This is a genomic window from Streptomyces sp. W16, from assembly GCF_033194735.1.
Taxonomy (GTDB): Bacteria; Actinomycetota; Actinomycetes; order Streptomycetales; family Streptomycetaceae; genus Streptomyces.
Window position 1 is genome coordinate 1 of sequence record NZ_JAWOAI010000299.1, and the last position, 12,249, is coordinate 12,249.

13 protein-coding genes are annotated in these 12,249 nt (G+C 69.9%); 5 read left to right on the plus strand and 8 right to left on the minus strand.

The genetic code is table 11. The annotated features are described in order from the left end of the window. The 4 genes from R6V09_RS32185 to R6V09_RS32200 all read right to left on the minus strand — a co-directional run. A partial coding sequence (locus R6V09_RS32185; protein ID WP_317884982.1) for a 2-oxoglutarate dehydrogenase E1 subunit family protein occupies positions 1-281 on the minus strand: 281 nt, incomplete at its 3' end. Positions 282-562: 281 nt separating this feature from the next. Beyond that, positions 563-1,669, minus strand: a complete 1,107-nt coding sequence (locus R6V09_RS32190) for a sensor histidine kinase (protein ID WP_317884983.1) — start codon at positions 1,667-1,669, stop codon at positions 563-565. Further along, entirely contained in the window at positions 1,666-2,406 is a 741-nt protein-coding gene (locus R6V09_RS32195; RefSeq protein ID WP_317884984.1) for a response regulator transcription factor, read from the minus strand. The genes R6V09_RS32190 and R6V09_RS32195 overlap by 4 nt, the downstream gene beginning before the upstream one ends. 113 nt (positions 2,407-2,519) lie before the next feature. After that, positions 2,520-3,197: a spermidine synthase gene (locus R6V09_RS32200; RefSeq protein WP_317884994.1), complete on the minus strand. Its 678-nt coding sequence runs from the start codon at positions 3,195-3,197 to the stop codon at positions 2,520-2,522. Between the two features lie 166 nt (positions 3,198-3,363). Here R6V09_RS32200 and R6V09_RS32205 point away from each other — a divergent pair, with 166 nt between their 5' ends. Beyond that, complete coding sequence (locus R6V09_RS32205) at positions 3,364-4,239, plus strand: rhomboid-like protein (protein WP_317884985.1); 876 nt, start codon at positions 3,364-3,366, stop codon at positions 4,237-4,239. Here the strand turns inward: R6V09_RS32205 and R6V09_RS32210 are convergent. Continuing rightward, positions 4,236-5,798: a sulfatase family protein gene (locus R6V09_RS32210; RefSeq protein ID WP_317884986.1), complete on the minus strand. Its 1,563-nt coding sequence runs from the start codon at positions 5,796-5,798 to the stop codon at positions 4,236-4,238. The two genes, R6V09_RS32205 and R6V09_RS32210, sit on opposite strands and share 4 nt — an antisense overlap. Positions 5,799-5,884: 86 nt before the next feature. Between R6V09_RS32210 and R6V09_RS32215 the strand changes: the two genes are divergently transcribed. After that, positions 5,885-6,457 (plus strand): TIGR03086 family metal-binding protein, encoded by a 573-nt coding sequence (locus tag R6V09_RS32215; RefSeq protein ID WP_317884987.1) that lies wholly within the window; start codon positions 5,885-5,887, stop codon positions 6,455-6,457. 205 nt (positions 6,458-6,662) lie between these two features. Here R6V09_RS32215 and R6V09_RS32220 read toward each other — a convergent pair whose 3' ends face one another. Together R6V09_RS32220 and R6V09_RS32225 are read right to left on the minus strand one after the other, a co-directional pair. Next, positions 6,663-6,866, minus strand: a complete 204-nt coding sequence (locus tag R6V09_RS32220; RefSeq protein ID WP_317884988.1) for a hypothetical protein — start codon at positions 6,864-6,866, stop codon at positions 6,663-6,665. Positions 6,867-6,883: 17 nt separating this feature from the next. After that, positions 6,884-7,303, minus strand: coding sequence for a DUF4259 domain-containing protein (locus R6V09_RS32225; protein WP_317884989.1), 420 nt, complete (start codon positions 7,301-7,303; stop codon positions 6,884-6,886). Between the two features lie 227 nt (positions 7,304-7,530). Here R6V09_RS32225 and lon point away from each other — a divergent pair, with 227 nt between their 5' ends. Both lon and R6V09_RS32235 read left to right on the plus strand, forming a co-directional pair. Continuing rightward, a complete protein-coding gene (gene lon / locus R6V09_RS32230; RefSeq protein WP_317884990.1) occupies positions 7,531-9,948 on the plus strand; it encodes an endopeptidase La in 2,418 nt (805 codons plus the stop codon). Positions 9,949-10,077: 129 nt separating this feature from the next. Next, positions 10,078-10,563, plus strand: a complete 486-nt coding sequence (locus R6V09_RS32235) for a MarR family winged helix-turn-helix transcriptional regulator (RefSeq protein WP_317884991.1) — start codon at positions 10,078-10,080, stop codon at positions 10,561-10,563. A 15-nt stretch (positions 10,564-10,578) separates the two neighbouring features. Here R6V09_RS32235 and R6V09_RS32240 read toward each other — a convergent pair whose 3' ends face one another. Continuing rightward, positions 10,579-11,367, minus strand: coding sequence for a protein phosphatase 2C domain-containing protein (locus R6V09_RS32240; RefSeq protein ID WP_317884992.1), 789 nt, complete (start codon positions 11,365-11,367; stop codon positions 10,579-10,581). Positions 11,368-11,720: 353 nt separating this feature from the next. Between R6V09_RS32240 and R6V09_RS32245 the strand changes: the two genes are divergently transcribed. After that, on the plus strand, positions 11,721-12,249 hold a 529-nt coding region (locus R6V09_RS32245), incomplete at its 3' end, for a nitrate- and nitrite sensing domain-containing protein (RefSeq protein WP_442810195.1).

Genomic DNA, 12,249 nt, shown 5'->3' on the forward strand with positions numbered 1-12,249 from the left:
GGGGCGGCGGGTGCCGCCTGGGCCGGGGGTGTGGAGGTCGCTGCGGCCCCCGTGGCCGCAGTACCCGCCGAAGTCGAGGTCGGGGCGGCAGCCGCGCCCGGCTTGTAGTCGGCGAAGAAGTCCCACCAGGCTCGGTCTACCGAGTTCGGATCCTGGAGGTACTGCTGATAGATCTCGTCGACGAGCCACTCGTTGGGCCCGAACGCCGCCGCGGGATTCTTACCCGCGGCTTGGTCGGACTCGGTCGAGATGGTCGAGTTACTGGGGGACTGTGACGACACGGCGGCAACCGCCCTCTTCCGCTTCACAAGGTGATGGACAGCGGGAATTAAGGCTACGCCCCCATGACCACGAAGGTCAGGTCGGGCCGGTCCATCGTCGTGTAAGTCACACCGGAAAGTGTGTTTCGGGGGCCGAAATGGCGGGAAACAAGCGTGGTTCCGCTATGGGAGGGGTGTGTTGGTGCGGGCCGGGCGCACGAACGGCGCGGGCCTGTGCCTGATCACACGTGTCCGTCAGCGCGGACCGTCGTGGATCTTGGGGCTCCGGGTCGAACTTTACGTCAACTTGGCACGGATGACAGTCCCGGAAGGGTGACGATGATCCTGCAGCCACGGTCGGATTCGGCCACGCCGATCCGGCCGCCGTGCAGATCCACCGCCCAGCGGGCGATCGCCAGGCCGAGGCCCGTACCGCCGTCGCTGCCGGGTCCGTGGGGCGCGCTCACCGCTCCCCGGTTGAACCGCTCGAAGATGTGCGCCCACTCCGCCTCAGGGATGCCGGGCCCCTCGTCCAGGACCTCCAGCTCCAGCGACTCCGGGAGTGACCCGCGCCGCGCCTTGACCGTGACCCGGCCGTGCGCGGGGCTGTGCTTGACCGCGTTGTCGATGAGGTTGGCGACGACCTGGTGGATGCGCTCCGGGTCCGCGAGCGCGGTCAGCTCCGGCGGGGACACGTCCAGGTGCAGATGGACGTCCGTGCGCGTGTGACTGCCCGAGCCGGACGCGATGCCGGCGCGCGCGGAGGCGACCATGTTGGCCTCCTTGAGCACACCCGAGAGATACGGCCACACCTCGAAGCGGCGCGTCTTCAGCGGTACGACGCCGTTGTCCAGGCGGGAGAGGTCCAGCAGCGTCTCGACGAGACGTCCCAGGCGCTCCGTCTGCTTCAGCGCCGTACGCATGGTCTCCGGATCGGCGGCCGAGACGCCGTCGACGACGTTCTCCAGTACGGCGCGCAGGCCCGCGATGGGGGTGCGCAACTCGTGCGAGACGTTCGCGACGAGTTCCTTGCGCTGCCGCTCCTGGGCCTCCAGCTCGTCGGCCATGACGTTGATCGTCTCGGCCAGGTCGCCCAGTTCGTCGCGGCGGTTCTCGCGCACCCGGCGCGTGTAGTCGCCGCGCGAGATGGACCGGGCCACCGTGTTCATCTCGTCCAGCGGCGCGGTGAGCGAATGGGCCACGAACTGCGTTATCAGCAGTGTGGCGATCATCGAGAAGACCGTGATGAAGCGCAGCTCCGTCGCCGTGCGCATGGCGATCACCATCAGACCGGTGGTGATGAGCACCGCGATGACGACCAGCGCGCCCAGTTTGGTCTTGATCGAGAACGGGCGTACGCCGCCCCAGGGCTCCCCGGGGCTCCTCCGTGACGTCGGCCCGCCGCTCATGGCGTCGGTGTCTCCAGTGCGTAGCCGACACCGTGCACCGTGCGGATCCGCTCGGCGCCGATCTTCCGGCGCAGCGCCTTGATGTGGCTGTCGACGGTGCGGGTGCCGGAGGCGTCCGCCCAGTCCCACACCTCCGCGAGCAGCTGCTCGCGGGAGAGCACGGCACGCGGGGTGTTCGCCAGGCAGACCAGCAGGTCGAACTCGGTGGGCGTGAGATGCACGTCCTCGCTGCGCACCCGTACCCGGCGCTGTGCGTGGTCGATCTCCAGCTCGCCGAGGCGCAGGATGCCGGAGCGCGGGGTGGACGCGGCCACCACGGCACGCTCCACGCGGCGCAGCAGGACGTGCACCCGTGCCGCCAGCTCCCGCATCGAGAACGGCTTGGTCATGTAGTCGTCGGCGCCGACCCCGAGCCCGACCAGCATGTCGGTCTCGTCGTCGCGCGCGGTGAGCATCAGCACCGGCACCGGGCGGGCGGCCTGCACACGGCGGCAGACCTCCAGGCCGTCGAAGCCGGGCAGCATGATGTCGAGGATCAGCAGATCGGGCTGCCAGGCCTCGGCGGTGTCGACGGCCGAAGGCCCGTCGCCCGCGGTTTGCACGAGAAATCCCTCGGCGCGCAGGCGGGCCGCGATGGCGTCGACGATCGTCGGGTCGTCCTCGACCACCAGCACCCGGCGCTGTGCGCCCGGCGTGGCCGTGGCCGTACCGTTGTGGGAGGTACTTGTCTGCTCCATCGCCCGCCCCTGAAGTGTGCTTTCCGGAACCAGTGGGGTGATCCCATGACTGCGCTTGACGCTTGAATGATCCGCGTCAGGGAAGCAGGGTACGGGCAGTCACCACGCCTTTGCTATCCAGGTCGGACGGCGAGGTGCACCACGTCGGGAACTCCTCGGGCAACCGGGATCTCTTCGGTACGCACCTGCTGGAACCCGGCATTCCATAAGGTTCGTTCAAATTCCGGAGAGGGCTGCGCCGACCACACGGCGAGTACCCCTCCAGACCTCAACACCCTTGCGCAGCTTGCCAGTCCGGCCGGTGAGTAGAGGTTGTCGTTGCTGTCGGTGACGGTCCAGCCGGGCCCGTTGTCGATGTCGAGGCAGAGCGCGTCGAAAGTGGCGCAAGTCTCATTGACGAATGCGACTAGGTCCGTTTTCACAATGTCGGTCCGAGGGTCGGCGAGAGCGGGCGCGGAGAGCGCCGACAGCGGTCCGGAGCGGTGCCATTCGACGATCGCGGGCTCCCGCTCCACGACCGTGATCCGGCCCCAGCGGGGGTCCGCGGCGGCGTGCGCGAGCGAGAAACCCACGCCCAACCCGCCGATCAGCACGTCCGGTTCGGAGCGCCCGTCCAGCGCGGCGTACGCGGCGTCGACCAGCAGCCGCTCCGAGCGCCCGTCGGAAGTGTCCATCAGGAAGCACCCGTTGGCGATGATCTGCAGCAACTCCCCGTGCCGGCGCAGCACCACCTCGCCGTAGGGGCCCTCGCGACGGTCCAGGACAACGGGAGTGTCGTACGCGGTGGTCATACGGTCCATTTTGGCAGTTTCACCGGAACGGGCGGCGGAATCGGACCCCGGTGGACGCGTGAGAAGCCTTTCGGGTTGCTGTGAATCGGCTCTCGCGTGGCGTCGGTCATAGACAGCGACAGGTGGGACGGCGAAGGGTGGGGTGAAACGGAAGGAGCGCCTCACGGTGGAACGGACCGCGACGGCCGATACTCAGGCCTCCGCCACGCCCTCGGGCGCTTCCCTGGCCGACGAGGCCTCCCCGCTGCTGGACGCGATGCCGAGACAGCGGGAAGTCGCGGAAACGGCAGGTGACTTGAGGCTGCGGGCGGTGTCCGTCTCGGCGTCCACGCCCGCCGTTCCCCGGGAGTCCCGCCTCCTGGCCGCGCTCCGCCGCCTCCACCCGTGGCGGCTGCTGCCCACGCCCACCGGGACGCCGTTCACCTTCGGTTACGCGATGCTGCTCGTGGTCACCTCGCTCGTCGCGCAGTACGCCGATCCCACGCTGGTGAGTGAGCTGCACAAGGCCTCCAGCACCGATGTCACCCACCTCGTCCGTGACCCGTTCGTGGTGCTGGTCGCCAGCGCGCTGTGGATCGTCGGCGGGGTGCTGTCGCCGTACGCGTTTCTCTTCCTGCTGGTGCTGACCGCGCTGGAGCGGCGGATCGGCGGGGTGCGGGCCGCCGGGGTGTTCCTGACCGGGCACATCCTGGCCACGCTCGCGACCGAGGGCACCGTGGGGCTGGCCGTGCTGGCGGGGCACCTGCCCGACAGCTCGCTGCACCGCCTCGACTACGGCATCAGCTTCGGCGTCGCCGCGAGCACGGGAGCGCTGGCCGGTCTGCTCAGGCCGTGGCTCGGGCTGCCGCTGCTCGCCCTGTTCGGCTGGACGCTGCTCTCGGACCTGATCGCGTTCACCGACCCCATGACCAGCTGGGGCCACCTGATCTCCCTGACGATAGGCGTCTCGACCTGGCCGCTGATACGGCGGTGGCAGCGGGCCGCGCGGGTGGCTGGGACGGCTCGGGTCGAGGCTGCCCGGGTCGAGGTCGCGCGGGTCTAACTCCCGGCCCGTCTGGCCGCGTTCAGCCCCTTCGCCAGTGCCGGGACGCCAAGTCGCGCTTCCTGCGCGGCGGTTGCCTCGTGCAGCTTGTTGGTGAGCTGGTAGGGGTCGGCGCGCAGGTCGTAGTACTCGCGGAAGAGCACCTTGCCGTCGCCGTCCGTGGGTCGGCCGTTCTTGTCGAGACGGGTGCGGTAGTACTCCGTGTACTGCTCGGACCTGCCGATGTACGTCGCCCAGGTGTGGATCGGTTCCTTGTCCTGCCGGTTCCACCACCACTCGGCGAGCAGATGGTCCCGGTCGCCGGTGCCGAGGAGCGAGTGGCCGTCGTGCGGGGTGTCCGGGGTGATGCCGGCCGCGTCGAGGAGGGTGGGCGCGATGTCCACGTGGCCGGTGAGACGGTCGTCGGAGGTTCCCCTGTCGAGACCCCGGGCCGGCCACGACAGCTGGAACGGCACCTCCAGACTCGGCCGGTACGGCACCGACTTGCGCAGCCAGCCGTGGTCGCCCCAGCACAGTCCGTGATCGCTGGTGTACAGCACGAGCGTGTTCTCCAGCTGGCCGAGCGCGCGCAGCTGGTCGCGGAAGTCGCGCATCGCGTCGTCCACCGACAGCAGGGTCCTCAACTGGCGGGCGCACAGGGCCTGTCCGGCGGCCAGACCGTGCTTGGACTTGCGCAGGAACGCGGGCTTGTCCGCCTTGTCGGTCTCGAAGACGGACGGCCGCCCGGGCCACTCGGGGACGCGTGTGTGGGCGTACTTCTTCTCCGGGATGTTCAGTTCGTGCGCGCTGCGCGTGGCGACGTACGCGAACCATGGCCGCCGGTCCGTGCGTGAGTCCTCCAGGAAGGCGAGGGCGCGGTTCTTGATGACGGTGGTGTTGTAGCCGGGGATGTTCCGGACCGTTCCGCCGTCGTTGTAGTGGCCGTTGTAGTACGCCACCGGTTCCTGGAGCAGCCACTCGTCGAAGTGGGGTGGGTTGTCGCCGGTGTGCCAGTAGTTCAGGTACTTGCCGAACAGGCCGGTGCGGTAACCGGAGTTGTGCAACTGCCTTTGGACTGTGGTGTGTTGGTCCAGGTGGTAGGGGTGGCGGGTGTCCAGGACGCCGTGGTTGTGCGCGTAGCGGCCCGACATGATCGAGGCGCGGGAGGGCGCGCACAGTGGGGTGTTGGCGTGCGCCCGCTCGAAGGTGACGCCGTTCTCGCCGAGCCAGTCCACGGTCTGCGGGGTCGCCCACTCGGTGTCCTTGGGCTGGTCGTCCGTGACGACCAGGAGGATGTTGGGGCGGTCGTCGCCCCGGGCGCGGGTACGGGGAGTGGGGGAGGGCGAAGGGGAGTTGACGGCACGGGCGGGCGTGACCGGTCGGGCCACCGGGGTGTGCTTGTCGTCTTTCGCCGCGTGGAGGGCCACCGGGATCGCGGCGGCCGTCGCGACCACGGCGGTTCCGGCCACGACGGCTCGCCTGCGCGGCCCGCGCCGCGGCTGCCCCTCACTCACCGGGTCGTTCATTTCATCCCCCATGTCCCCGTAGGCGTAGACCGCCAGCTGTGAATCTGCTTGCATTTTGCGGCAGTTGGCTGTGAATGCCGTTGCGGGGGTGTAGCGATGGCGTGGCGAGTGGATCGCAGTCCAGGGCGGGGGAGGTCCGAGTGACGGATACGGATGCGGTACGACGGATCGAGCGGGCGATCGATGCAACTGGCTTGGTGGTGTCCGGAGTTGGTGAGGGCCGGTGGAAGAATCCCACCCCCTGCGCGGAGTGGGACGCCCGGACCCTCCTGAACCACACGGTGGGCGGGATGCGCATCTTCGCCGCCGAACTGAACGGCACCGACCCGGGCGCCGAGCACGAGTCCGACTGGCTGGGCGCGGATCCCCGGGGCGCGTACGCGGAGGCGTCCGAGACGGACCGTGCGGCCTGGAACCGCCCGGGGGCCCTCGACACCACCGTTCACATCTCGCTCGGTGCGCTGCCCGGCCCGATGGCCGCGCTGATCCATTTCACGGAGGTCTGCGTCCACGGCGTGGACCTGGCGGTCGCGACGGACCAACGAGCTCTGGTGGACGAGGAGTTGTGCGGAGAGCTGCTGTCGGTGATGCGAGGGATGGGCGGCTTCGACGCGTACCGCATACCGGGCGTCTTCGGCCCCGAGGTCCAGGCCCCGGCGGACGCGGCCCCGCATGCGCGGCTGCTGGCCTACTTGGGCCGCACGGTCTCCTGATCCGGCCGGTTCGGTGACCGGCGGTTCAGTGGCTGGTAGTTCGGTGACCGGTAGTTCGGTTGCCGACCCCCGCCGCGCTGGGACACCCTCTCCGTGAAAGTGTGACACTTCGGACGCAGGTGTCACACTTTTTCGCCGCCCCCTCCCCGGACGGCGAGCGTCCCCGCGAGTCCGGGGCAGGCCCGCTCCGGCCGAGTCGGCTGGATCAGGAGTAGAAGCCTCGGCCGTATTCGTCCCGGCTCAGGATGAAGTCGTCCGGGCGATCGTCGCGGAGCTCCTCGTATCGCTCCGCGAAGACGTCGAGCGCCTGGTGAAGGGTGCACCCCAGGGTCTCGCGGATGGTGACGAGTGCAGGGATGATCCGGTGCTCCAGGATCTCCCGGTCCACGCTCTCGGGCAGTTGTTCCATGGCGACGTGATCCTAGATCAGGCGGAACTGCTCCCCCGGTGGCTGGGCGTGAGCGTGCTGCGGAGCCCGTTGACGGTCGCGTGCCAGGGGACGCCGTCCGGGTCGGCCCAGAGCTCCAGGAGTTCGGACGGCTCGGTCAGGACGCGGTCGAGGGCCTGGAGGGCGAGGGTGCGTAGACCGGTGAGGTCGGGGAGGGGCTCGTCCGGTCCGTAGTGGGGGTGGGCGGGCTCGCCGCCAGGGCATTGCGCGGCGACCAGGGCCGCTGCCGCGACGGCTTCGTCGCCGAGGCGCGCGTCCAGGTGGTTGGCGGTGTCGGCCGCTCGGACGAGGGTGTCCCGCACCAAGCCCTGACGCGCGTCCGGGGAGGTGTCGTCGAGGTCGCCGCACCAGTCCGCCGCGGTGTCGTTGTCGAAGGGGCCGACATCCCAGGTGCCCATGTGTCTCTCCTGATCGTGACGGTGTCCGGGCATCGTGGCAGGAGCCACTGACATCGGCCGCCCCGAGATCGAGTGCCCCGGGAAGCTCACGCGCCGATTCCGCGTTGACCTGCATCGAGGCAGTCACGCCTTCGCTGATCGCTCACGGCGAACAACAGGTGGGGAACAATCGAAGACGCCCAAGCATTGAGTCGGCATAGCTCAACTTGACTGCCTAAGGGGAGATCATGGCTTCGACGTCCACACCGCTCACCCTGCCCGTGCTGCCGCTCGACGACGAGGTCGTGCTGCCCGGAATGGTGGTTCCGCTGGACCTGAACGACACCGATGTACGCGCCGCCGTGGAGGCCGCCCAGGCCGCCGCGCGGTCCGAGCCCGGAAAGCCCAAGGTCCTGCTGGTGCCACGCATCGACGGGACTTACGCGAGCACCGGCGTGCTCGGCACCGTCGAGCAGGTCGGCCGGCTGGCCGACGGCGACCCGGGCGCGCTGATCCGCGGCCGTAGCCGCGTGAAGATCGGCGCCGGGACCACCGGTCCTGGTGCCGCGCTCTGGGTCGAGGGCACCGCGCTCGACGAGAGCCTGCCGGAACCGTTGCCCGGCTCGGTCACCGAGCTGGTGAAGGAGTACAAGGCGCTGGCCACCGCGTGGCTGCGCAAGCGGGGGGCCTGGCAGGTCGTCGACCGCGTGCAGGCCATTGATGATGTGTCCACGCTCGCCGACAATTCCGGCTACTCACCTTTCCTGACCACCGAACAGAAGATCGAGCTGCTGGAGACCGCCGACCCGGTGGCCCGGCTGAAGCTCGCCACCCAGCACCTGCGCGACCACCTCGCCGAGCAGGATGTCGCCGAGACCATCGCCAAGGACGTGCAGGAAGGCGTCGACAAGCAGCAGCGCGAGTTCCTGCTCCGCCGCCAGCTCGAAGCCGTCCGCAAGGAACTGCGCGAGCTGAACGGGGACACGAGCGACGGCGAGGAGTCCGACGACTACCGCGCCCGCGTCGAGGCCGCCGATCTCCCCGAGAAGGTCCGCGAGGCCGCGCTCAAGGAGGTCGAGAAGCTGGAGCGGTCCTCCGACCAGTCGCCAGAGGGGTCGTGGATCCGCACCTGGCTGGACACCGTTCTCGAACTGCCGTGGAACGAAAGGACCCAGGACGAGTACGACATCCAGGGCGCCAAGGCGATCCTGGACGCCGAGCACGCCGGTCTGAACGACGTGAAGGAGCGCATCACCGAGTACCTGGCCGTGCGCAAGCGGCGCGCTGAGCGGGGCCTGGGTGTTGTGGGCGGCCGGCGCGGCGGTGCCGTACTGGCCCTCGTCGGTCCGCCCGGTGTCGGCAAGACCTCGCTCGGCGAGTCCGTCGCGCACGCGATGGGACGGAAGTTCGTGCGGGTCGCGCTCGGCGGTGTGCGTGACGAGGCGGAGATCCGCGGTCACCGGCGTACGTACGTCGGTGCGCTGCCCGGCCGTATCGTCCGCGCCATCAAGGAGGCCGGGTCCATGAACCCGGTGGTCCTGCTCGACGAGATCGACAAGGTGGGGTCCGACTACCGGGGCGACCCGGCCGCGGCTCTGCTCGAAGTCCTCGACCCGGCGCAGAACCACACCTTCCGCGACCACTACCTGGAGGTCGAACTCGACCTGTCCGACGTCGTGTTCCTCGCGACGGCGAACGTCCTGGAGGCCATCCCGGAGGCACTGCTCGACCGGATGGAACTGGTCCGGCTGGACGGCTACACCGAGGACGAGAAGGTCGTCATCGCCCGTGACCACCTGCTCCCGCGCCAGCTGGAGCGGGCGGGGCTCAAGGACGACGAGGTCGTCATCGACGAGAGCGCGCTGCGCAAGCTCGCCGGTGAGTACACCCGTGAGGCGGGTGTCCGCACCCTGGAGCGGTCGATCGCCCGGCTGCTGCGCAAGATCGCCGCGCAGCACGAACTGGGCGAGCGGGAGCTGCCGTTCACGGTGACCGACGCCGACCTGCGCGGTCTGATCGGCCGGCCGCACCACGTGCCCGAGTCCGCCCAGGACCCGGCGGAGCGCCGTACGGCGGTTCCCGGTGTCGCCACCGGCCTCGCGGTCACCGGCGCGGGCGGTGACGTCCTCTACGTCGAGGCGTCGCTCGCCGACCCGGAGACCGGCGCGGCGGGGCTGACCCTGACCGGTCAGCTCGGTGACGTGATGAAGGAGAGCGCGCAGATCGCCCTGTCGTTCCTGCGCTCGCACGGCGCCGAACTGGAGCTGCCCGTCGCCGACCTGAAGGACCGGGGCGTGCACATCCACTTCCCGGCGGGTTCGGTGCCGAAGGACGGTCCGAGCGCGGGTGTCACGATGACGACGGCCCTCGCGTCGCTGCTGTCCGGCCGGCTGGTCCGTACGGACGTGGCGATGACCGGTGAGGTCTCGCTGACCGGCCGGGTCCTGCCGATCGGCGGGGTGAAGCAGAAGCTGCTCGCCGCGCACCAGGCGGGGGTCACGACGGTGATCATCCCGAAGCGCAACGAGCCCGACCTGGACGACGTCCCGGCCGAGGTCCTGGACAAGCTCGACGTCCACGCGGTGACGGACGTCCGCCAGGTCCTGGAGCTGGCGCTGTCGCCGGCGACGAACGGAGCGACGTCGGAGGTTCCGGTGGCGGCGTGACGGACGCCACCGGTCAGGTGAAGGCCCGGGTCCCTTTTCACGAGGGGCCCGGGCCTTCGTCGTACGTAGGTCCCACCCTGCGAAATACTGGCGAAACTGCGGCGACTTTCACGATCAGGAAAGCAGAACATGGGTGCTGACGTGCACAAGGACGAGGACAGAATCGACAGCGGGATTCCGGATCCCGATCCCGAATACCTGTCCCTGGAACGCGAGTTGACGTTTCTCTTCCGGCGGGCCCGGGCCAACCAGGGGGAGATGGCCCGTGAGGTCCACCCCGACCTGGAGTCCGCCGCGTACGGCCTGCTGGTCCGGCTGGACGAGTACGGACGGCAGCGGGCCACCGAGCTCGCCGCCTACATCGGCGTCGGCAAGGCCACCATGTCCCGCCAGCTGCGCGCCCTGGAGGAACTGGGCCTGATCGCCCGCGAGCCCGATCCGGCGGACGGCCGCGCCTGGCTGGTCGACGTCACCGACGAGGGCCGGCGTCGCGTCGCGCACGTCCGCGAGGCCCGGCGGGCGCGCTACGTCAGCCAGCTCTCCCACTGGGACCGCCGGGAGGTCGCCGAACTCGCCCGGCTGCTCCACCGGTTGAACGGCGTCATGGAGAAGTGAGAGAGAAGTAGGGGCTCACAGCTCGACGTACCCGACCGTCGCGTCGTCGTGCGTCTTGCTCCGGCGCAGATACGTCCGGGTCTCCGCGTCGGCCCGTTCCAGCGCCCGCACCCGGCTCACCAGCTCCGCCGCCCCCTCCTTCCGTACGAGGGCGAAGCACTCCGCCCAGTCGCCCCGGCCGAACTTCTCCACCCACCTCGTCGCCCCGTCCGTCAGGGCGGCGAGGGCGCGGACCTCGGTGCGGGGGAGCGAGCCCGTCACCGCCCGTTCCGCGACCGACGGATCGGCGGCGGCCGTGAAGAAGCCGCCCTCCTTGTTACGGAGCGTGGCGTCGATCAGCGCGTCCGTGGCGCGAGCGGCGCGGGGCAGCCGCGACAGGCGGTCGTCCAGTACGGCGGTCACCTCGCCGGCCGGGGATTCGACCAGCAGGGCGGAGTCCGAAAGGACCAGGTATTCGATCTCCTGCGGGGACCAGCGGGCCAGGACCACCGTTGCCTGCGGGGTGCGTGGGTGAGAAAGGTCACAGGTGGTGGAGTGGGCCTCGGATGTTCGGAGGATCGCCCGGGAGAGAATCTCCGCCAGAGTCAGATCCCGGCAGGAAACGGTCAGTTCGGTCAGCGCGCCACCCAGCCGCGCGGTGTACCAGGGGACCGAATGCAGACAGCCCGTCTCCCCTCTCGGCGGGGTCACTCCGTCCAGGACGATCAGCGAACCGCCCTGTCCCGAGGCCGGAATGCCGACACTCGCGAAGTCCTCGTTGGGGCGGTTCGGGTCACCGGGTTCCGACACAAGTTCCGTACGCATTCGGCCAGTCTGCACGACCTCTTCACAGGCCCCGCAAAAGGTTGGCACTGGTTACCGATTCGGCACAGCCACGCAGGTCAGACGCCTGGTTTGGGCTGGAATGGATCACTCCGGGAATGCGTGGCGGCGAATCCTGCCAAAGCCCGCCGCCCACGTCCAACCGGCGCGGCCGAGCGGGCCGCAGGACGGGCCGCCGGAACTTGCCCGCCAACTCCCCAACGGGGTTCACTCCTTCGGGTGGCGGCCCGGATGATGCGCGACCGCTGCCCACCGGCACTGGGAGGGTCGCCGTACCGGGATGACGGAGCGTCACCCGGACCCATGGGTACCACGAGTCAGGAATGCGAGCACCGGTGCAGAAAAAGCGGCCTCGGGGCACAGGCAAGCAGACGACCCCGCAGGGGGGCGCCACCGGTGCCGTCGCGCCCGACCCGGCGGGCAAGGGGCGCAGCACCCATGTACGCAACCGGCTCATCGTCGCCGTAGCCGTCGTGGCCGCCGCCATCGCCGCGGCCGGGGTGCCGTCACTCATCACCGCCTCCGGCCAACTGCACGACTCCCAGGACCTGGTGACGCTCGCCGAGCAGACCCAGGACGCCCTGTCGCTGGCCCACTCGCTCGCCGACGAGCGGGACGAGGTCACCTCGTACATCGCCGCCGGGCGCCCCAAGTCCCAGGCCCCCGACGAGGACCGCAGCGCCCGCGTCGACCGGCAGGTCGAGGAGCTCCGCGCCGACACCGACATCTCCGGCGCGCTGCGCTCGGACCTCGACGACGTCGCCGCCGTACGAAGGGCCGCGCTCACCGGCCAGAGCAGCGCCCTGGAGGCGCATGTCGCGTACTCCGGCGCCATCACCGAACTGCACCGGCTCGCCGAGCAGT